The following is a 19930-nucleotide window of genomic DNA, read 5'->3' on the forward strand; positions in this document are numbered from 1 at the left end:
TCTGGACACCGGGGCGAGGGCGCGGTACGCCGATCAGGGCGCGCGCAGCTCCACAAGGGTGACCTGGGGGTTCGCCCCCACCCGCACCGGCGGGCCCCAGAAGCCGGCGCCGTTGGTGACGTACACCTTCGTGCCGTCGACCTCGCCGAGACCGGACACGACCGGCTGCTGGAGCCGGACGGCCAGGTTGAACGGCACCATCTGGCCGCCGTGGGTGTGGCCGGACAGTTGCAGGTCCACGCCGAACCTCGCGGCCTCGACGGCGGCCACCGGCTGGTGGGCCAGCAGCACCACCGGGCGGCTCGGGTCCCGGTCGCCGAGCGCGGCGGCGAAGTCGGCGGGGCCGGCCAGCCCGGTCCCGGCGGCGGTCACGTCGTTCACCCCGGCCAGGTCGAGCACCCCCGCCGGCGTACGGATCTCCTGCCGGACGTTCTGGAGCACCCGCAGGCCGATCCGGTCCACCTCCCGCACCCACTCCTCCACGCCGGAGTAGTACTCGTGGTTGCCGGTGACGAAGAAGCTGCCGTAGCGGGATCGCAGGTCGCCCAGCGGGGCCGCCGCCTCGCCCAGCTCGGCGACCGACCCGTCGACCAGGTCACCCACGACCGCGACGAGGTCGGCGTCCAGCCGGTTGATCATCGCGACGATGCGCTCGGTGTGCGCCCGGCCGCGCAGCGGACCGAGGTGGATGTCGGAGACGGTGGCGATGCGCAGGCCGTCCATGCCGCGCGGGAGCTTCGCCAACGGGATCTGCACCCGGTCCAGCCGGGGCGGGCCGAGGGCGTTGCGCACCCCGTACCCGACGGTCCCCGCGGCCGTGAGGCCCGCGAAGATCGCCGCGCTGCGGGCCAGCAGCAACCGGCGGGCCGGGTCGTGGTCGGGCGGGTCGACGGCCTCGGCGGCCGGCGGGTCGGCGGCGCCGGGCGCCCCGACGAGCACCGGCTCCGGCGCGGCGGCGGCCGGCTCGGCGGCGACGGCCCGGCGGCGCAGCGCTAGCCGGGCGACCAGCAGCGGCACCTCCAGGACGGCCAGCACGACCAGCAGGTAGAACATCAGGGCCAACCACACGTAGCCCGGCCAGGCCAGCCAGTAGAGGCCGTTCTGGGTGCCGGCGAGCGTGGCCGGCACGAGCAGCGTGAGCAGCGCCGCCACGACCGCGCCGGCCCGGCGCAGCCGCCGGGACCCGGTGGTGTCGGCGACCAGGCGCTTCCACAGGTAGAGGTGGATGAGGCCGATCACGACCAGCACGAAACCCACCAGAGCCACAACCGCCAACACCGAGCCTCCTCAGCCACCCGCGAACGGCGGCAGCACGTCGATCGTCGCCCCTGCCGGCAGCGGTGTCCGGCGATCGTGACAGGTCACGCCGTCGACCAGGAAACTCGCCACCCTCAGCACGGCGGCGAGGCGCTCGCCGTGCCGTCGTGTCAGTTCGTCCGTGAGTTCGTCCAGACCGCGGCCGGCGGATGCGGTCTCCTCGGCCGTGCCGGCGGCGGCCCGCGCCCCGGCGAAGTAGCGGATGGTGAGCTGGTCGGGCACGTCGTGGCGCACGGTCACCCGCCGATCGCGGACATCGGCCGGGCCGGCTGGAGGAACGTCGGGTCGTCGATGCCGTGCCCGGCCCGCTTGCCCCACATCGCCGCCCGCCACCGTCGGGCCAGCTCGTCGTCGTCCGCCCCGGCCCGCAGCGCGCCGCGCAGGTCCGACTCCTCGGTGGCGAAGAGGCACGCCCGGACCTGCCCGTCGGCGGTGAGCCGGGTGCGGTCGCAGTCGCCGCAGAACGGCCGGGTCACGCTGCCGATCACGCCGACCCGGGCGGGACCGCCGTCGACCAGCCAGGTCTCGGCGGGGGCCGCGCCCCGCTCGGCCGGGTCGGGGGTCAGGTCGAACCCGGTGCGGGGCAGGCTGGCCCCGGTGTGCGGGTCGGCTTCGGTGGGCGCGCCGGCTTCGGTGGGCGCGCCGGCTCCGGTGCGCAGGGTGGCGAGGATCTCGTCGGCGGTGACCATCGCGGCGCGGTCCCAGCCGTGCTGGGCGTCCAGCGGCATCTGCTCGATGAACCGCAGCTCGTAGCCGTGGGCCAGGGCGAAGTGGAGCAGCGCGGGGGCCTCGTCGTCGTTGACGCCCCGCATCAGCACGCTGTTGATCTTCACCGGCGTGAGCCCGGCGGCGGCGGCCCCGGCCAGCCCGGCGAGGACGTCCGCGAGCCGGTCGCGCCGGGTCAGCCGGGCGAACCGCCCGGCGTCGAGGGTGTCCAGCGACACGTTCACCCGGTCCAGGCCGGCGGCCCGCAGCGCCGGGGCCAGCCGGTCGAGCCCGAGCCCGTTCGTGGTCAGCGAGATCCGGGGGCGGGGCGTCAGCGCGGCCACCGCCGCGACGATGCCGACCACCCCGGGACGGATCAGCGGCTCCCCGCCGGTGAACCGCACCTCGGTCACCCCCAGCCGCTCCACCGCCACCCGCACCAGCCGGACGATCTCGTCGTCGCTCAGCAGCTGCGGCCCCGCCAGCCAGGGCAGCCCCTCGGCGGGCATGCAGTAGGTGCAGCGCAGGTTGCACTTGTCGGTCAGCGAGACGCGCAGGTCCCGGGCGACGCGGCCGTACCGGTCGACGAGGACGCCGTCGGTCCCTCGCGCGGCGGTCACCGTTCGACGGTAGCGCGCCCCGCTCCGCGCAGGGTGTCCCGGGCGGCGGCACCGACCGCATCGCGGTACGCCGCGCCGAACAGGGCGGTGTGCACCAGCAGCAGGTGCAGCTGGTGCAGCGGCACCCGCTCGCGCCACCCGTCGGCCAGCGGCCACGCCTCCCGGTAGGCCGCCATGATCCGCTCGTGGTGCGGCGGGCCGCCGAACAGCGCCAGCTGGGCCAGGTCGGTCTCCCGGTGCCCGCCGTGCGCGGCCGGGTCGACCAGCCACGCCCGCTCGTCGGCCCCCCAGAGCACGTTGCCCGGCCACAGGTCGCCGTGCACCCGGGCCGGTGGCTCGTCGCCGCCGAACTCGCCGACCCGCTCGACGACCTGTTCCACCAGGGCGGCCTCGGCGGTGGTGAGCGCGCCGGAGTCGACCGACATCCGCAGGTACGGCAGCAGCCGTCGCCGGGCGAACCACGCCGGCCAGGGGCCGTCGTCAGGCGTGTTGTCCTGGGGGAGTGCACCGACGAAGCCGGCCCACTCCGCGCCGAACGCGGGGGCCCCGGCGCGGTGCAGCGCGGCCAGCTCCCGGCCGAACCGCTCGGCCGCCTCCGGCGTCGGCTCGCCGGGCTCCACCCAGTCGAGCGCCAACAGCTCCGGCAGCGCCACCACCACCTCCGGTACGGCCACCGCGCCGGCCTCCCGCAGCCAGCGCAACCCGGCCGCCTCGGCAGCGAAGAAGCCCTCCGGCACCGGCCGCCCCGCCCGCTGGGCGGGCCACGTCTTCGCGAAGACCGAGTGCCCGTCGTCCAGGGTCAGCCGGGACGCCGCGCAGACGTCGCCGCCGGCCACCGGCGTCTCCCGGATCCGCTGGTGGGTGAGGAACGTCGGGAGGTGCTCCGGATGCGCCCGCAGGTACGCCAGGTCCATGTGCGCAAGGTAGCCGCTACGCCGCCCTGCCGTGCGCGCCGCCTCTTCGGTGCGTCGTCGATGCAGCGCGCTGAGCTGCGTGAATACTGTGCGTAGTGTGGATGGCGCGGCGTGTCGTCCACAGGGCCTCCGGAGGTGCCCCCGCCCGGCCCACGCTGCCTGCATGACCCGTACCGACCCCGCCCGGCTCACCGTCCGGTCCCCCGCCGACCTCATCGCCGCCGTGCCCTACCTGCTCGGCTTCCACCCCGCCGACAGCGTGGTGGTGGTCGCCCTGCAGGGCCGGCGGATCGTCTTCGCCGCCCGCGCCGACCTGCCCGGTCCCGGCGACGACCCGCTGGACCCCGCCGTTCACCTGGCCGGCGTGATCGCCCGGCAGGGGGCCGAGTCCGCCACCGTGCTCGGCTACGGCGACGCGTCGGGGGTCACCCCGGCCGTCGACGCGGTACGCGACTCGCTGGCCGAGGCGGGGCTGGCCGTCCTCGACGCGCTGCGGGTCACCGGCGGCCGATACTGGTCGTACCTGTGCGACGATCTGGCCTGCTGCCCGCCCGACGGCACCCCGTACGACACCGGCACCAGCGAGGTCAGCGCGGCGGCCGTCTTCGCCGGCCAGGTGGCACTGCCCGACCGGGCGGCCCTGACCGCGCAGGTGGCCCCGTTCGGCGGGCCCGCGCGGGTGGCGATGCGTCACGCGGTCGACCGCGCCGACCGCAAGCTGGACGCTCTGATCACCGCAGCCGGCGAGGCCGACCTGCTCGGCGGCCGGGCGCTGCGCCGGGCCGGCATCGACGCCGTCCGTGCCGCCCTGCGGGCGAGTCGCCGGGGCGAGCGGCTCACCGACGACGAGGTGGCCTGGTTGACCCTGCTGCTGACCCACCTGCCCGTCCGCGACCACGCCTGGGAACGCACCGACGGGCGGGACCGGGACATCGCCCTCTGGACGGACGTCCTGCGCCGCGCCGAGCGGGATCTGATCGCCGCTCCTGGCTCGCTGCTCGCCTTCGCCTGCTGGCGGGCAGGGCAGGGGGCGCTGGCGGCGGTGGCGCTGGAACGGGTGCTGGAGGCGCATCCGAGCTACTCGCTCGGCCTGCTCCTCGACGACCTGCTGCGCCGTGGGGTGCCGCCGTCGCAGCTCGACGGCTGGCCGGCGAACCGGCCCCCAGGGGTGCTCCGTCGCCGTCGACGTCGCCGTGATCCCTGATCCTTCAGGCGGGTGCTGGTCGGCCCGCCCGTCGTGTTCGCTGGCCTGCTGGTGGAGTTGGCGCGCGGTGGGTGGGGGTTCGCCGGGCCTCACCCGGCCCCGGCTCGCTTCCCAATCGGTAGATCTTGGTACGAAACGGCCCCCTGGGGGCCGAAATGTACCAAGATCTATGCGCAGCTCGGATTCATCGTCTGATCGGGAGAGGGCCGGTGGGTGTTGCTGCGCGATTGTCTGTCGCGGAGTGGCGTCGTGCTTCCAGACTTTGCGGCACACCCGCATCGATTCGGTGCCGCCGTATGCTGTGCGCGACCCGAAGCAGCCGAGAACGGTGTGCGGCAGGAGTCGATCTTGCGCAGGCAAGTGCAGGAAGACTGCACACTTGATCTTTAGCTCCCCAGGTCAAGAAGTCTGCTCGCCCCTGCCTCCGTCGGTATGCCACGCATGGTGTTGGTGCAATTCGATGTGGATGGCCTGTCGACTTGTATCGGGTGTAGGGGACCGTCGATCGATAGGGTTCGAGGGTGACTCCGGACGAGTTGGTAGGGGCCGCGCTGGAGGCCGCCGAGGAGGGGCTGGCCGCCGGCGAGCAACCCATCGGGGCGGTGGTGCTGCTGGGCGACGAGATCATCGGTCGGGCGTACACGCAGGAGCGGACGAGCGGGCGGCGACTCGTGCACGCCGATCTGCTTGCCATGGTGCAGGCCGACGAGGCGTTGGGCTGGCGTCGTCGGCCGCACCCGGTGCGGCTCGCGGTGAGCCTGGAGCCCTGCGTGATGTGCCTGGGCGCGGCCATGGCGATGAGGGTGGACGAGTGTTACTTCGCGTTGGAGTCGCCGGGTGACGGCGGGGCCGCGTTGGCGGCTGCCTGGCGGCCGAGCCCCGACCTGCCCTGGTTCGCCCCACCGAAGTTGTTCGGCGGCATCCGCCGCGAAGAGAGCCGCAGTCTCTTCCGCCGCTACTGCGAGACGGCCCCGGAATCCGGCGCGCGCCGTTGGGCCCAGTCCCTCCTGACCGTGTCGTCGCCTGCGACGGGTCCTTGATCGTCTGCTGAAAGGTGAGACGACGCGCCGGCGGGAGTGTCCGAAAACGACAGACGATCATGGAGGTGCGGGCCCGGTCAGCCGGGGAGGCGGCCGGCAGGACGGGCGGCAGGAGCCTCCTGCCGGGCGTCCTGCCTGGTTCGGGCGTACCACCGTGGGTTGACTCTCAGTCATGAAACGAACCTGGAAGGTGACCTCCCGCGTCCTCGCCGCAGGGGTCCTCGCCGGTGCCACGGCGCTGGCCGGTCCGGGGGCGGCCCCCGCCCCCGCGCAGGCCGCCCCCGCTCCCGGCGCGGAGGGCACGACGATCCTCGACCTGATCCCGGGCGGCACCCGGGACCGGATGGTCGCGCAGGTGCCGCTGGTCGACGCCGCGACCGGGCTGCGGGCCGCCGTGGAGCGGGGCCCGGCACGCGGGTACGCCGGGATCGGGCTGGTCGGCGACCACGTCACGCTCTGGTGGAAGGGTGGCCTCCCGGCCGACGTCGCCTCGGCCGTCGCTGTCGCCCGCCGGATCGCGCCGGTCGAGGTCGCCAAGGCGACGTACGCCAGGACCGAGCTGGCCGCCGCAGCCGCGCGGGTCGCGCCCGTGGTGGATGGCGACGCGGGCGACTCGGCGTACGACGTGCGGTTGCGTACCGACGGTTCGGGCATCGAGATCGCCGTCGACGACGCCGACGCGGCGCTGCCGAAGCTGCCGGCGACCGGGGTGCGCACCACGATCGTCGAGCGGGACCGGCTGGTTCCCCGCTCCCGCGAGGACGACTCCGCGCCGTGGAACGGCGGGGCCCGGATCTGGAACGACTCGGGCGCAGGCTGCACCGTCGGCTTCGGTGTGCGCGAGGCGGCAACCGGCACCAACCACCTGCTCAGCGCCGGGCACTGCGGCTCGGTGGGGTCGCAGTGGAGCGACGGCCAGGGCGAGCCGATCGGCGTGCAGACCCACAAGAACACCGACCACGACACGATGCTCATCGGCACTGCGTCGGCCGGCGGCTGGCTCTACGTCGGCGGCTCGAACGACGAGGTGAAGGCCCGGGTGGTCGGCTGGACCGAGGTGTTCCCCGGCCAGCTCCTCTGCCAGTCCGGCGCGACGTCGGCCTGGGAGATCGGCGTCCCGGTCTGCAACCTTGAGGTGCAGTTCCACTACGACGACCGGGAGGACCTGGTCGAGGCCACCCAGCTCGACGGCGACGAGTCGGCCCGCAGTGGGGACAGCGGCGGCCCGGTGTACGCCGTCAACGCCAACGGCACCGTCCTGGCCGCCGGCACCACGACCCGTTCGGCGGGCCCCGGTTTCGGCTTCCAGGACTTCGCCACCGCCCGGGACGACTTCGGCGACATCGTGCCGGTCACCGGGACGGCCGCCACCTGCCGGGTGTCCTTCGCCGTCGTCAACTCCTGGGGCACCGGCTACGAGGCGGCCGTCACCGTCTACAACGACGGCCCGCAGGTCACCGGCTGGAACGTCGGCTGGACGTTCGGCGGGAGCCAGGTCGTGCAGGGGCACTGGAACGGCGTCTTCCAGCAGACGGGCGCGTCCGTGACGGTCAGCAACGAGAACCACAACGCGACGATCCCGTCCGGTGGCTCGGTGAGCTTCGGCTTCACGGCCGACGGGTCCGCCACCAACCCGGCCCCGTTCACCCTGAACGGTGCCACCTGCTCCTGACCCCAGCTTCCCACCACGGGTGGGTCCCACCGGGCGGGCACCCGGTGGGACCCACCGTTCTGCCGGCCACGCCGAACCCTCCGCACCGAACCGCCCGCCCGCGCGCGCCGCCTCCGCCAGCGCGCCGCCCCGCCCGCTGCGCCGCCCCCGCCAGCGCGCCCCGCCCGCTCGGGCGTGAGAGGGGGACCCTTCTCTACCTCAGGCGTTAACAGGGGGCCCTTCCTTACTCCTCCAGCGCGAGGCGTTCGCGGGCGTAGATGCGGGTCAGACCGTGGAAGGCGTACCGGTCGCCGCGGGGCAGCAGCAGGCCGGCGTCGACCAGATCCTCGGCGGCCGCCGCCGCGCTCTCGACGTCGACGCGCGTGACGGCGGCGAGCAGGCCGGCGTCGAACTCCGTCCCCGGCACGAGGGACGCCCGCCGGAAGACCCCGGCGACCGTCGCGCCGAGCCGGCGGTACGACACGTCGAACGCCGCCCGGACGTCGAGGTCCCCGGCGGTCAGCGCGGTCAACCGGCGGCGCGGGTCGGCGAGCTGGGCGACGAGCTGGGCGACGGGCCAGCCCGGCCGGCTGGCCAGCCGGTTTCCGGCGACCCGGATCGCCAGCGGCAGCCGGCCGCAGAGCTCGACCAGCTCGGCCGTGCCCGTCGGGTCGGCGGCCAAGCGGTCCTCGCCGGTGATCGAGGCGAGCAGCCGCCAGGCGGCGTGCGGGGCGAGCAGCCCGACGGTGACGCGGACGGCGCCGGTGAGCCCGGTGAGCGGTCGCCGGCTGGTGACCAGGGTCAGGCAGTGCCGCGCGGCCGGCAGCAGCGGGCGTACCTGTGCCTCGTCGGCGGCGTCGTCCGCCACGATCAGCAGCCGCCGGTCGCGGGTGAGGGTGCGGAACAGCCGGCCCCGCTGTTCTGGCGGCCCGGGGATGGCCTCCTCGGGCACGCCGAGCGAGCGCAGCAGCCCGGCCAGCGCCTCGGCCGGGTCGACGCTGCCGGCGGGCGCGGCACCCGTGAACGCCCCGCCAGCGGACGCCCCACCGGCGGATGTGCCGTCGGTGAACGCGCCGCTGGCGGGCCCGGTGTGGGTGGGCGCGGTGCCGTGCAGGTCGAGGAAGAGCTGGCCGTCGGTGAACGCGGCGCCGAGGCGGTGCCCGGCGGCGACGGCGAGGGTGCTCTTGCCGGTGCCGGGCGGGCCGTGCAGCACGACGACGGAGGCGGTGGTGGCGCTGCCGTCGGTGACCCCGCTGGTGAGTTGGGCCAGCACGGCGAGTTCGGCCTGCCTGCCGACGAGGCTCGGCACGGCGGCGGGCAGCTCCGAGGGGACCACCGGGGACGCGGCGACGCCCCCGGGGCCGGGTGGCGGGCGGTGGCCGGCGCGGGCCAGCCCGACGAAGCGGTCGCGGTCCACGCCCGCGAGGCCGAGCGCGTCGGCGAGCAGCGCGACCGTACGACGCTGGGGTGTCCGGACCCGGCCGCGTTCCATCTCCCGGATGGTGCGGACGCTGGAGCCGGACGCCTCGGCCAGCTCCTCCTGGGTCAGGCCGCGGGTGCCCCGCAGCGCCCGGAGCCACTGCCCGAAACCAGCTCGATGTTGCATGCCGACGCGCATGTTCCCCCAAACCGCTGACACGTCCGCGCTCACTGAGCGTGTGTCGATCGTGGCACGGTGCTTTGGCGCGGCGGTATCCACAGTGGCGTGAGCATCGCCATAACAACCGGTGAGTAACCGGCCGACGCCGGCGATGCCGATCAGGCCCTGCCGGCGTCGGCCTGCCCCGGCGGCCCGATGCGGTGGGCGCCCGTGTAGACGTTCATGGTCCGGCCGCGCAGGAAGCCGACGAGGGTCATGCCCGCCTCCTCGGCCAGGTCGCCGGCCAGGGTGCTGGGGGCGGAGACCGCCGCGAGCAGCGGCACCCCGGCCATCCACGCCTTCTGGGTCAGCTCGAAGCTCGCCCGCCCGGAGACCAGCAGCAGGTGCCCGGCCAGCGGCAGGCGGCCCTGCCGGACGGCCCACCCGACGACCTTGTCGACGGCGTTGTGCCGGCCGACGTCCTCGCGCAGCACCACCAGTTCCCCGTCGCCGGTGAACAGGCCGGCCGCGTGCAGCCCGCCGGTGCGGTCGAAGTGGCGCTGGGCGGCGCGCAGCCGCTCCGGCAGCTCGGCCAGCAGGGCGGCCGGCACGGTGAGCGGGTCGTCCGCGACGGCGTACGGGGAACGGGTGCGCACCGCGTCGATGCTGGCCTTGCCGCAGACCCCGCAGGAGCTGGTGGTGTAGAAGTTGCGGGTCGGGTCGGCGGCCGGCTCGGGCACGCCGGGGGCGAGCACCACGTCGACCACGTTGTACGTGTTCGGGGTGTCCGGGCCGGCGCAGAGCTGGGCGGTGCGCACGTCCGCGTCGCCGCGGATCAGCCCTTCGGTGAGCAGGAAGCCGATCGCCAGGTCCAGGTCGTCGCCCGGGGTGCGCATGGTGACCGCCAGCGGCCGCCGCCGCCCCGGCCCGCCCGGCCCGACCCGGATCTCCAACGGCTCCTCGACGGAGAGGCTGTCCGGCCGGCGGGTCGCGACGCGGGCCGGCTCGGCGGCGTCGAGGTCGATCCGTAGCACGTTCCGCCGGTCAGTCGCCCGTCCCATCCCGCCATCCTGCCCGACCGGCCGCCGTGGCGAGGCGCGGACCCTGGCCGCCGGGGATGCCCGCGGCGGTGGCGGCGGCGCTCGCCGCCGGGGATGCAACGGATCCGGCGGCGATCCCGTAGCAGGGGTGTCCGAGTGGCAAGCGGGGACGAGAAGAGGTGGGTGGCCTGTGAAGCGGCCTTCCGAACGGGATCGCGAGTTCACCGAGTTCGTGACAGCCCGGTGCAGGTCCCGGCGGCGCTGGGCCTCGGCGACGACCAGATCGTCCGCTTCGCGGAGGGCATCACCGTCACCGCCGACGCGCAGACCGTGGGCGGCTGATCCACCAGCCTGCACGGCGGCCAGCGCCTCGACGGACCTCGAGGTTCGGGTCAGACGTTCGATGACTTGCCGAGGCCCACACCGTTGGCCGCTCCGACCGAGTTGACCGGGCTGCTCTGGGTGAGGGTCCGCCCGAAGCAGACCGACCACGAGTTCGCCCCGACCCCCGACGACGAGCAGACCCAGTCGCCCAGGTAGCCGCCCGAGGAGGTGTACAGGTCCATCGCCGCTGTCACGGAGTAGAGGCTGGAGCGGTTGTTGCGCACGATGACCGCCGCCTGGACGGCTCCCCCGCCCGAGGACCTGATCGCGCAGACCTGCGCGAGCACGTCGGTGACCACCGTCTTGGTGCTGGCGCAATGCCACGTGCTGGGGCTGGAGGTGATCGGGTTGGTGTTGCCGTAGGCACGCCAGGAGCCGGCTTCCGTGGCTGCGGCGGGGCCGGCCGTAGCCAGGCTCAGCCCGAGAACGGTGCTTGCGACGGCCGTGAATCGCGCGGCCATCCGGGTGATTCTCATGTCGATCCCCTCTCGGCTCCGATAGAGATGGAACTGAGGCTGGAGCCTAGCGGGGCGTCCGATTTTGGTGGGACGCGCATTTAACATTGACTTTTCCTAATGATTCTGGTTGCCGGTCGGTTCCTCCGCCTCGGCGGAGGGGGCCTCGGCCTCACCGGCCAGGACGCTCTCCAGCCAGCTCGCCACGAGTTCGGCGACCGCGTCCGGCGGGGGCATGGCGATGCCGACGGCGTTCTCGCGTCGCCACAGCTCGAAGATCACCCGCTCCTGCGGTTCGACGACGGTGTGGCCCCCGTCGCGCAGCGTCTCCACGTGCCCCTGGGTGGTCTTCTTCGTCCACATCGACCTGTTCATGCTCGGGAAGAAGATCGCCGGGCGTTCGCTGGCCAGCAGGGCGGTCTGCGCGGGGGTGCCGGCCAGGCCGAGCGCCGCGGCGGCGATCGTGCCGGCGGTCGCCGGCAGGACCACGATGCCGAGCGAGCGCCGGGCGAACTCGGTCGGGTTCAGCGCGGGGTCGCCGCTGGCGTACACCTCGTCGGCGTACCAGGCGGCGACCTGGGGCTGCACGAACCGCTCGGCGCTGGCGGTGAGCAGCACCCGCAGCGGCAGGTCGATCTCCTGGCGCAGCCAGGAGAGGTAACCGGAGGTGGCCATGGCGGCGCTGGAGCCGCAGATGATCACCGAAAGCGCGTCGTCTCGCATCCGGACAGCGTCGCGGCGCGGGGACGCCGGGGACATGGGGGAACGACCCCATCTTCGCCCCCGCCCACAGGCGGGAGTTTGGGGGTCGTCCCCCATGCCGCCGGCCGCGCCCGGCTGGCAGGTTCGTCCTCAGCCGGCCGCCCCAACGACCAGCCGGCCGAGGAGGTGAACGGGAATGAAGAAGATCACGATCCGCAAGACGGGCTCCATCAAGCTCACCACGTCGGCGCCGCTGTACTGCACCGACTGCTGCTGACCGGTCCGGCCGTCCCGGCCCCCGAGCCGGGACGGCCGTCGCCGGGTCGACCCTGGGAGGCCCCACCCGCAAGGCCCGGTCCACGCGCTGGAGGAGCGATGTCAAGCACCCGCCTGGAGTTCCATCCGCTCACCTACGTGCCGGAGCGGGACGGGGTGACGGTCGGCCGGGTCGACGCCACGTCCTTCGCCCTGCTGCCCGAGGACGGTGTCGCGCTGCTGCGCCGGCTCGCCGACGGGATGCCGGTCGGTGAGGCCGAGCAGTGGTACCGGCACACCTTCGGCGAGCCCGTCGACATGGCCGACTTCGTCGACACGCTGCGCGAACTCGGCTTCGTCCGCGCCGACGGGGAACCGCCGGCCACCGCGCCGGAGGTACGCTTCCGCCGCCTCGGCCGGGCCGCCTTCTCGCCGCCGGCCTGGGTGGCGTACGCGCTGATCGTGGTCGCCGCCGCCGTGGCCATGGTGTCCCGGCCGGAGCTGCGGCCGCACGCCTCGAACGTCTTCTTCGTCCCGTCGCTGCTGGCCGTGCAGCTCGGGCTGGCCCTGTGCCAGTCACCGGCGATCCTGTGGCACGAGTGGTACCACCTGCTCGCCGCCCGCCGGCTCGGCCTGCCGACGAAGCTGCGGGTCGGCCGCCGGCTCTACTACGCGGTGGTCGAGACCGAGCTGGACGCCCTGCTCACCGTGCCGGCCCGGCAGCGCTACCTGCCGATGCTGGCCGGGCTGCTGGCCGACGCGGTGCTCTTCGGCGCGCTGGTGCTCGTGGCCTGGGCCGGCCTGTCCGACGGCCTGTCCTGGCCGGGGCGGCTCGCGCTGGCGGTGGCGTACACGGTGCTCCTGCGGATGTCCTGGCAGTGCTACGTCTTCCTGCGCACCGACCTCTACTACGTGGCGACCACGGCGCTGGGCTGCACCAACCTGGACGAGGTGAGCCGCGCCTGGCTGCGCGACCGGCTCGCCTGGCTGCCCGGGGTGCGCCCCGCCGGGCGGCCCGACGACGACTGGTCCCCGCGCGACCGGCAGCTCGCCCCCTGGTTCGCGCTGATCACCTGCGGGGGAGTGGCGGCGCTGCTGATCACCGTCACGCTGTGGACCGCGCCGCTGGTGCTGGAGTTCGCCTCCCGGGTCTTCACCGCCCTGGCGCACGGCTCGCCCACCGGCCCCGGCTTCTGGGACTCGGTCGGCTCGCTGCTGCTGGTCACGTTCGAGATCGTGCTGCTGCCGCTGCTCGCCGGGCGTACCCGACGGCGGGCCGCCCCCGCCACGGAGCCGACGCCGGCCGGCTGAGGGCCCCGCCCGGCCGCCTCCCCTCCGACACCCCACCGCGAACCAAGGCCCCACCCAAGCGAGGAGCAACGGCATGACTGCACACCAATGGCGGATCGGGCCGGCGCCGGTCGACGGCGAGCAGGTCGATCTCGCGGTCGACTGCCACCGGGGCCTGCGTGGCCCCTACACCGGGCTGGGCAGCGTGCTGCGGCAGCTCGTGCCGCAGGCGTACGAACGCTGGCCCGACCTCGTGCAGCGGCACCTGACCGAGATCCTGTCGGCGGCCCCGGAGCTGCGCGGGACGCTCGACGCGGCCCCCGAGACGCTCACCTCGCTGGCGGTGCCCGAGGAGCGGACCCGGATCTACCCGGCCAACCGCACCCGCCGGCTGGCCCACGGCGCGACGGAGTTCCTCGCCGGCCACGCCACCCGCGCCGGCCGCCTCCCGCTGCGGCTCGCGTTCGACCGGGTGGACCAGGCGGACCCCACCGACCAGGAGTTCCTGGCCATCTTCCTGCGACGGGTGCGACCCGACGTGGTGCGGGTGCTCGTCGGCACCGACGGCGCACCGCTGGAGCCCGAGCTGACCGGCGCCCTCGACCGGTACGCCGACCGGCTGCCGGAGCTGCCCCGGGCCGTCGGCCCGGCCGGGCGCGGGCCGGAGGAGCTGCTGCGGGCGTACGTCGACGCCGACGGCACCTCCACCGACCCGGCGGAGTCGGCCGCGTACCGGCGGGCCGATCCGCAGGCGCGGACGGCGCTGCACGACGCGCGCGCCGCGCTGCTGCGCGAGCGGGGCGAGTGGAGCCTGGAGCTCGGCGCGATCCCCTGGCACCTGGAGCGGGGCAGCGACCCCGCCGGGGCCGGCGCGGAGGCGTTGTACGAGGCGGCACGGCACTGCGGCGCGCTGGGCTACTACCACGCGGTGATCGACTACGGGACCCGCGGCCGGGCGGTCGTCGACCCGGACACGCAGATGGAGCGGTTCTGGCTGCTCAGCACGCGGGCGAGCTCGGCCATGGTGGTGCTCGGCCGCACCGTCGAGGCGGAGCCGACGTACCTCGACCTGCGCAGCCGCTACGCGGACCCCGAGTTGCAGATGTCCACCGGGTACGCGCTGGCCATGCTCTACACCCGTTTTCATCCCGAGGAGCTGAAGGATCACCACCTGGCCCGGGGCTACATCAACAACTCCATCGCGATCGCCTCGCTCCTGCCCGACCCGCAGAAGCGCGCCTTCCACTCGGTGTTCCAGAACAACGGGCTGGCGCTGATCGAGATGCGGCTCGGCCGGGTGGCGGCGGCGCTGCGGCTGGTCGACGACGGGCTCGACCGGCTCGACCGGGAGCTGCCCGGCGACAAGCACCGGCTGCACCGCTCGGTGCTGGTGCACAACCGGGGCAAGGCGTACCTGGCCCTGGGCCGGCTGGAGGAGGCCCTGGTCGACCTGACCCGGGTCATCGAGCTGGACCCGAACTACGCCGACTACTACTTCGACCGGGCCGACGTGCGGCGGCGGCTCGGCGACCTCACCGGCGCGGTGGCCGACTGCGACACGGCGATCAGCCTGTCGCCGCCGTTCTTCGAGCTGTACTACAACCGGGCGGACCTCAAGGCCGAGCTGGGCGACGCGGCCGGGGCGATCGCCGACTTCGGCTACGTGGTGGAGCTGGAGCCCGACCAGCTCGACGCCCGGGTGAACCTGGTCAGCCTGCTGCTCGACGACGGGGCCGTCGACGCCGCCCGCCCGCACGTCGAGGAGGGGCTGCGGCGGCACCCCGCCGAGGCCCGGCTGCTGCACCTGCGGGGCGTGCTGGCGCTGGCCGACGGGGCGGAGGCGGACGCCCGCCGCTACCTCGACGAGGCGCTGGCGGCCGACCCGGGGCTGGTCGCCGCGCTGGCCAGCCGGGCCGCCCTCGCGTTCGACGGCGGGGACCACGGCAGGGCCGTCGCCGACCTCACGGCCGCGCTCGCGGCGGACGGCGACAATCCGGACCTGCTCTACAACCGGGGGTTCGTCCACGAGGCGGCCGGCCGGTGGGCGGAGGCGGTCGCCGACTACGACCGGGCCCTGGAGCTGCCCGGCGCGGACCGGGCGGAGCTGATCGGCCGGCGCGCCCGCTGCCAGGCGGAACTCGACGGAACCGTCGCCGGCGGGCCCGGCGGGGCGGTCGGGCGGCCGGACCTGGCCGGCGCGCGATGACCACCACGGTCCCCCACCGCGCGACGACCGAACGGGACCGGGCCGTCCCCGCCGGCGGCCCGGGGCCGGACCGGGCCGTCCCGGTCGGTGGGCCGGAGCTGCGCGAGTTCATGCGGAACTGGGCCACCGGCGTGGCGGTGGTCACCAGTCGCGCGGCCGGGCACCCCGTCGGCTGCACCGTCAACGCGTTCACGTCCGTGTCGCTGCGTCCGCCGCTGCTGCTCGTCTCGCTGGCCCGGACCAGCCGCACCCTCGCCGCGATCACCGCCGAGGGCGGTTTCGCGGTGAACCTGCTGGGCCGCCGGCAGCGCGTGCTGGCCGACCGGTTCGCCACCGGCGTCGTCGAGGACCGGTTCGCCGGGGTGGCGTACCGCGTCCTCGACGGGATGCCGCTGCTCGACGGGGCGATGGCGGCGGCCGTGTGCGCGGTGACCCAGCTGATCGCCGCCGCCGACCACGTGCTGGTGCTCGGCACTCCGTACTGGTGCGAGGCCACGGGCGACGCCGACCCCGCCGTCTTCCTCGGCGGCCGCTACCGGACGGTCAGTCCGGCCTGACCTGCTCGCGGACCCGGGCGGCGTAGCGGCTCAGCGCCGCCCGGTTGGCCTGCTCGGTCTTGGCGATCAGGCTCGCCACGTGCTTCTCCACGGTGCGCGGCGAGATGAACAGCTCGCTGGCGATGCGCCGGTTGTCGGACCAGTCCGCCATCAGCTGGAGCACCTCGTACTCCCGCTCGGTCACGCCGATCATCCGCAGCGGCTGCGGGACCCGGCTCCCGGTGCGCCGGTGCGGCACCACCACCCCGAGGTCGCGTAGCTGGGCCCGGCAGGCGCGGGCCGGCGCCGGCACCCCCGCCAGCCGGAAGTACTCCTCCGCGCCGCGCAGCCAGTCGACCGGCTCACCCCACCGGTCGGCGTGCGCACAGGGTGCGACGAGCCGCAGCCCGAGGTGGAGCGCGACCGGGTGGGCAGGGGCCCGGCGGAGGGCCGCCACCGTCGCGCCGGCGGCCTCCCGGTCGCCCCGCCGACCCAGCAGCACCGCCCTCGCCAGCAGGGCGAACTGCCGGTTCCAGTGCAGCCGCCCGGCGGGCGTGCCACCGGCGTCGCCGCAGCGCACCCCGTCGGCGTCGCCGCGCAGCACGGCCAGCAGCAGGGCCAGCCCGTGCTGGCCGGCGAGCGGATAGGGCGCGGGACAGCCGGCGTCGTACGCCGCCGCCCGGTCCAGCTCCCGGCGCGCCCGCACCGGGTCCTCCTCCAGCAGCGCGCACACCGCCCCGGCCATGCCGTACGCGAGGGCCGCCGCCTCCCCGCCGTCGCCCGGCAGGCCCGCCAGCACCGCGTCCAGCTCGTGCCGTCGCCCGCGGTGCCCCGCGCAGACGGCCCGGACGAGCGACAGCAGCGGCCCGGACTCGCCCAGCCCGAGCCGCTGCGCCTCGGCCGCGCACTCCCCGACGAGCCGCTCGGCCTCGGCGTACTCGGCCCGCAGGGCGAGGTCCCAGGCGAGCCGGACCTCGACCGTGTGGCGCAGCGCGTGGGCACCGAGCTGCCGGGCCCGTTCCGCGCCGCGGGCCAGCCCGTCGGCGTCCCCGGTCAGCAGCCACCGCTGCTCGGCGAGCAGGACGGCGGCCCGGGTGCGCCACAGCGGCAGGTGGTGCCGCTCGGCGATCCGGCGCATCCGGGTGAAGCAGGGCTGGGCCCCCTCCGGCCCGGTCCGGCGGGCCAGCACGCCCCGCGCCTGCCAGCCGAGGCAGGCGACGCCGGGCAGCCCGGCGCTCTCCGCCGCCGCGGCGGCGCGCGTGGCGAGCCGGGTGGCCCGCCCCGGGGCGTCCAGGCCCAGGTGTGCGGCGACGGCGTCGACCGGCGCGGTCTGCCGCTCGGACGCACCGGGACCGAGCAGCGTCCGGGCGGATTCGAGCTGCGCGGCGGCGTCGGCGCGCCGCCCGGCGAGCAGGGCGAGCCTGGCGAACAGGACGTGCACGGCCGCCAGCCGCTCGGGCGGGACCGCCGGGTGGCACAGGTCGTCGAGGCTGTCGAGCAGCCGCAGCCCGCGCCCGGCCTCGCCGCTCTCCAGCAGCGCGCACAGCAGCTCGTGCAGCACGTCGGCGCGCAGTGCGACGTCGACGCCCGCCGTCGCCAGCCGCCACGCTTCGTCGAGGGTCGCGGCGGCCGACCCGAGCCGCCCGGCGTTGAGGTCCCGACGGCCGGCGAGGGCGAGCAGCCGTACGGCGCCCGGCACGTCGCCCGCCAGCCGGGTGAGCCTGGCCGTGAACCGGCACCACTCCCCGGGCAGGCCCGGGTGCAGCTCGTTCACCGCGTCCACCGCCTGATCCGCGAGAGTGGCCTGGTCGGTGGGGGTGAGCTGGCCGAGCAGGGCGACAGCGGTGGTGGTGGTGTGGAACGCGTACCAGTCGTGGTCGCCGCCCTCGGCGGTGACGAGGCCGGCAGTGACCGCCGCGCGCAGGTGCCCGAGCAGGTCGTCCTGCCCCATCTTCAGCGCCAGGCCGAGCACGGAGACCGGGAACCGCCCGCCGATCACGGCCGCGGCGGTGAGCAGGTGCCGCCCGGCGGGGCCGAGTCGTTCGGCCTGGTCGGTGACGCTGCGCCGCACGGTCGTCGGCACCTCGGTGCGTACGCCGTCGACCAGCCGGCACCCGTCGGCCTGCACCACCAGGTTGCCGCTGTCCAGCATGGCGCGGAGCAGTTCCGCAGCCAGGAACGGGTTGCCGGCGCTGTCGCGGCAGAGCCGGTCGAGGACCGGCTCCGCTATCCGCTCGGCGTCGAGGCCCAGCCGGGACGCCACCAGCAGGCGTACGGCGTGCCGGCCCAGCGGTCCGAGGCGCAGGACCGTGCCGCTGTACCGTCGGCCCAGGGCCTGCGCCAGGTCCCACGCCGGCCCCGGCTCGGCGCGGAGGGTGGCCAGCAGCAGCGTGCCCTGGTCGGCGAGGTTGTCGGCCAGGTACTCCACCACGGCCAGGGTCGCCGGGTCGGTGTCGTGCAGATCCTCCAGGGCGAGCAGGCAGCCCCGCCCGGCCCCCGTGACCGAGAGCAGCCGCAGCACCGCCTCGGCGAGCAGCACGGGCGACGGGGAACCCGCCGCACCCGCCGCCAGGTCCACGGGGATGAGCCGGCCGAGGGCGGACCGGTAGGGCCGCAGGCTCGCGTGTTCGAGGACGGGCCCGGTGCGGGACAGGGGGGCGAGCGCCTCGGTCAGGGGGCGCAGCGCCACGGCCCGGCCGGTCGAGCCGGCACGGCCCAACAGCACCGCCATGCCGGCCTGCCGCCCGTGGTGCGTCGCCTCCAACGTCAGCCGGGACTTCCCCAGGCCGTCGCCGCCGACCAGGAAGATCGCTCCGCCGCAACCCGCGCGGGCCTGCTCCAGCGCCTCGCGCAGCAGCGCATGCTCGGAGTCCCGGCCGACCAGCACGGGCAGCTCCGGGTGGTGGTCACCTGCTGACATGTGCACCTTCCGTCCACCTCGAAGAACGTCCCGCCCGGCTGAAGGAGCGGTCGTGACCGGCCGGACCCGAGGAGTGGGGCGGACATCGGAACGTAACGTTCCTGAGCCGTCACTCTAGGAAGTAAGTAACAAGATTTACAGGCCCGCCGGATCGACCTCCGGCGCTTCGCCTGTCGACTGCGCGACATGCTCCCACGGCCCCACCTGGCGGTACGGTGACCGCGTGGGGGACTGGGCGGCGGTCGTGCTGGCGGGCGGGGCCGCGCGCCGGATGGGCGGCGTGGACAAGCCCGGCGTGCCGGTGGGCGGCCGGTCGATGCGCGACCGGGTGCTCGACGCCGTCGCCGACGCCGACGTCCGGATCGTGGTGGGCCCGGCCGGACCGGTGCCGCCGGGCGTCCGGTCGACCCGGGAACGCCCCCCGGGCGGCGGGCCGGTGGCCGCCGCCGCTGCGGGCGTGTCCCTGCTGCCCGCCGGCACGACGGCCGTGGCGCTGCTCGCCGCCGATCTTCCCCTGCTCACCCGGGACGCGGTGCACCTGCTGCGCGAGCACCTCGCCGATCCGGCCGTGGACGGGGTGTGCCTCGTCGACGGCGACGGCCGGCGGCAGCAGCTCTGCGGGATGTGGCGGGTCGCGCCACTGCGGGCCGCGCTCGGTCGCCTCGCCGCCGCCCGGGGCGGCTCGCTCGACGGCGCGGCGGTGCGGGCCCTGCTCGCCGGGTTGACGGTGCGCGACGTGCCCTGGTCCGGGACGGGCCCGCCGCCCTGGTTCGACTGCGACACTGACGAGGACGTACGCCGGGCGGAGGAGTGGACACGATGACGGTGCTGGAGGACTGGGTGACGGCGGCCTGCGCGGAGCTGGGCCTCGACCCCGCCGAGGTGCCGGTGGCGGTCGTGCTCGACCTGGCCCGGGACGTCGCGCACCAGGTGCTGCGGCCGGGGGCGCCGGTCTCCGCGTACCTGCTGGGGCTGGCCGTGGGGCGCGGGGCCGACCCGGCCGTGGCGGCCGACCGGCTCGGCGCGCTGGCCGGCGGTTGGCCGGTCGAGCTGGGCGACCGGCCCCCGGCCTGACAGCCGTGGTGGCCCCGGCCTGACGGCTGCGCCGGACC

The 19930-nt window shown here is 75.4% G+C and carries 17 protein-coding genes; 8 read left to right on the top strand and 9 right to left on the bottom strand.

What is annotated here, in order from left to right; genetic code table 11:
- Nucleotides 1–33: 33 nt before the first annotated feature.
- From HDA31_RS30150 to HDA31_RS30165, 4 genes are read right to left on the bottom strand one after another with little or no spacing between them, the layout of a single operon-like run.
- Nucleotides 34–1278 carry a metallophosphoesterase gene (locus HDA31_RS30150; RefSeq protein ID WP_184871985.1) on the bottom strand — a complete coding sequence of 415 codons (1245 nt, stop codon included), beginning with the start codon at nucleotides 1276–1278 and terminating at the stop codon, nucleotides 34–36.
- 9 nt (nucleotides 1279–1287) lie between these two features.
- Nucleotides 1288–1539, bottom strand: a complete 252-nt coding sequence (locus tag HDA31_RS30155; protein WP_246384233.1) for a MoaD/ThiS family protein — start codon at nucleotides 1537–1539, stop codon at nucleotides 1288–1290.
- A gap of 14 nt (nucleotides 1540–1553) precedes the next feature.
- Nucleotides 1554–2642, bottom strand: a complete 1089-nt coding sequence (moaA, locus tag HDA31_RS30160) for a GTP 3',8-cyclase MoaA (protein ID WP_178066955.1) — start codon at nucleotides 2640–2642, stop codon at nucleotides 1554–1556.
- Nucleotides 2639–3556, bottom strand: coding sequence for a fructosamine kinase family protein (locus HDA31_RS30165; protein ID WP_178066954.1), 918 nt, complete (start codon nucleotides 3554–3556; stop codon nucleotides 2639–2641). Before HDA31_RS30165 ends, moaA begins: the two co-directional genes overlap by 4 nt.
- Nucleotides 3557–3719: 163 nt before the next feature.
- Between HDA31_RS30165 and HDA31_RS30170 the strand changes: the two genes are divergently transcribed.
- The 3 genes from HDA31_RS30170 (at nucleotide 3720) to HDA31_RS30180 (ending at nucleotide 7472) form a co-directional block, all read left to right on the top strand.
- Nucleotides 3720–4760, top strand: coding sequence for a DUF4192 domain-containing protein (locus HDA31_RS30170; RefSeq protein WP_178066953.1), 1041 nt, complete (start codon nucleotides 3720–3722; stop codon nucleotides 4758–4760).
- Nucleotides 4761–5281: 521 nt separating this feature from the next.
- Entirely contained in the window at nucleotides 5282–5800 is a 519-nt protein-coding gene (locus tag HDA31_RS30175) for a nucleoside deaminase (RefSeq protein ID WP_178066952.1), read from the top strand.
- Nucleotides 5801–5972: 172 nt separating this feature from the next.
- Nucleotides 5973–7472 (top strand): cellulose binding domain-containing protein, encoded by a 1500-nt coding sequence (locus tag HDA31_RS30180; RefSeq protein WP_178066951.1) that lies wholly within the window; start codon nucleotides 5973–5975, stop codon nucleotides 7470–7472.
- A 223-nt stretch (nucleotides 7473–7695) separates the two neighbouring features.
- Here HDA31_RS30180 and HDA31_RS30185 read toward each other — a convergent pair whose 3' ends face one another.
- From HDA31_RS30185 to HDA31_RS30200, 4 genes are all read right to left on the bottom strand, one after another.
- Entirely contained in the window at nucleotides 7696–9057 is a 1362-nt protein-coding gene (locus HDA31_RS30185) for a helix-turn-helix domain-containing protein (RefSeq protein ID WP_178066950.1), read from the bottom strand.
- 152 nt (nucleotides 9058–9209) lie between these two features.
- Entirely contained in the window at nucleotides 9210–10091 is an 882-nt protein-coding gene (gene fdhD, locus HDA31_RS30190; protein WP_178066949.1) for a formate dehydrogenase accessory sulfurtransferase FdhD, read from the bottom strand.
- 371 nt (nucleotides 10092–10462) lie between these two features.
- Entirely contained in the window at nucleotides 10463–10915 is a 453-nt protein-coding gene (locus HDA31_RS30195) for a hypothetical protein (RefSeq protein WP_219824974.1), read from the bottom strand.
- Between the two features lie 111 nt (nucleotides 10916–11026).
- The gene (locus tag HDA31_RS30200; RefSeq protein ID WP_221486723.1) at nucleotides 11027–11632 is read right to left on the bottom strand and encodes a flavoprotein; all 606 of its coding nucleotides are present in this window, start codon (nucleotides 11630–11632) and stop codon (nucleotides 11027–11029) included.
- Between the two features lie 354 nt (nucleotides 11633–11986).
- Between HDA31_RS30200 and HDA31_RS30205 the strand changes: the two genes are divergently transcribed.
- From HDA31_RS30205 to HDA31_RS30215, 3 genes are all read left to right on the top strand, one after another.
- Entirely contained in the window at nucleotides 11987–13177 is a 1191-nt protein-coding gene (locus HDA31_RS30205) for a hypothetical protein (RefSeq protein WP_178066947.1), read from the top strand.
- Between the two features lie 73 nt (nucleotides 13178–13250).
- On the top strand, nucleotides 13251–15362 hold the full coding sequence (locus HDA31_RS30210; protein ID WP_178066946.1) for a tetratricopeptide repeat protein: 2112 nt from the start codon (nucleotides 13251–13253) through the stop codon (nucleotides 15360–15362).
- Nucleotides 15359–15919 carry a flavin reductase family protein gene (locus HDA31_RS30215; protein WP_178066945.1) on the top strand — a complete coding sequence of 187 codons (561 nt, stop codon included), beginning with the start codon at nucleotides 15359–15361 and terminating at the stop codon, nucleotides 15917–15919. The genes HDA31_RS30210 and HDA31_RS30215 overlap by 4 nt, the downstream gene beginning before the upstream one ends.
- On the opposite strand, the gene HDA31_RS30220 is transcribed toward HDA31_RS30215, so the two are convergent.
- Nucleotides 15906–18818 (bottom strand): helix-turn-helix transcriptional regulator, encoded by a 2913-nt coding sequence (locus HDA31_RS30220; RefSeq protein WP_178066944.1) that lies wholly within the window; start codon nucleotides 18816–18818, stop codon nucleotides 15906–15908. The genes HDA31_RS30215 and HDA31_RS30220 overlap by 14 nt on opposite strands.
- A 133-nt stretch (nucleotides 18819–18951) precedes the next feature.
- On the opposite strand from HDA31_RS30220, the gene HDA31_RS30225 reads away from it, so the two are divergent.
- Entirely contained in the window at nucleotides 18952–19641 is a 690-nt protein-coding gene (locus HDA31_RS30225) for an NTP transferase domain-containing protein (protein WP_376701477.1), read from the top strand.
- A complete protein-coding gene (locus HDA31_RS30230; RefSeq protein WP_074478143.1) occupies nucleotides 19638–19892 on the top strand; it encodes a DUF6457 domain-containing protein in 255 nt (84 codons plus the stop codon). Before HDA31_RS30225 ends, HDA31_RS30230 begins: the two co-directional genes overlap by 4 nt.
- Nucleotides 19893–19930: the final 38 nt, after the last annotated feature.

It is taken from the genome of Micromonospora carbonacea (genome assembly GCF_014205165.1).
Taxonomy (GTDB): Bacteria; Actinomycetota; Actinomycetes; order Mycobacteriales; family Micromonosporaceae; genus Micromonospora; species Micromonospora carbonacea.

Excerpts from the sequence above, each read along its gene's own strand:
- HDA31_RS30205 (WP_178066947.1), top strand. The coding sequence starts at position 11,987 with ATGTCAAGCACCCGCCTGGAGTTCCATCCGCTCACCTACGTGCCGGAG.
- fdhD (WP_178066949.1), bottom strand. The coding sequence starts at position 10,091 with ATGGGACGGGCGACTGACCGGCGGAACGTGCTACGGATCGACCTCGAC.
- HDA31_RS30220 (WP_178066944.1), bottom strand. The coding sequence starts at position 18,818 with ATGTCAGCAGGTGACCACCACCCGGAGCTGCCCGTGCTGGTCGGCCGG.
- HDA31_RS30180 (WP_178066951.1), top strand. The coding sequence starts at position 5,973 with ATGAAACGAACCTGGAAGGTGACCTCCCGCGTCCTCGCCGCAGGGGTC.
- HDA31_RS30170 (WP_178066953.1), top strand. The coding sequence starts at position 3,720 with ATGACCCGTACCGACCCCGCCCGGCTCACCGTCCGGTCCCCCGCCGAC.
- HDA31_RS30215 (WP_178066945.1), top strand. The coding sequence starts at position 15,359 with ATGACCACCACGGTCCCCCACCGCGCGACGACCGAACGGGACCGGGCC.
- HDA31_RS30210 (WP_178066946.1), top strand. The coding sequence starts at position 13,251 with ATGACTGCACACCAATGGCGGATCGGGCCGGCGCCGGTCGACGGCGAG.
- HDA31_RS30195 (WP_219824974.1), bottom strand. The coding sequence starts at position 10,915 with ATGGCCGCGCGATTCACGGCCGTCGCAAGCACCGTTCTCGGGCTGAGC.
- HDA31_RS30200 (WP_221486723.1), bottom strand. The coding sequence starts at position 11,632 with ATGCGAGACGACGCGCTTTCGGTGATCATCTGCGGCTCCAGCGCCGCC.
- HDA31_RS30165 (WP_178066954.1), bottom strand. The coding sequence starts at position 3,556 with ATGGACCTGGCGTACCTGCGGGCGCATCCGGAGCACCTCCCGACGTTC.
- HDA31_RS30230 (WP_074478143.1), top strand. The coding sequence starts at position 19,638 with ATGACGGTGCTGGAGGACTGGGTGACGGCGGCCTGCGCGGAGCTGGGC.
- HDA31_RS30185 (WP_178066950.1), bottom strand. The coding sequence starts at position 9,057 with ATGCAACATCGAGCTGGTTTCGGGCAGTGGCTCCGGGCGCTGCGGGGC.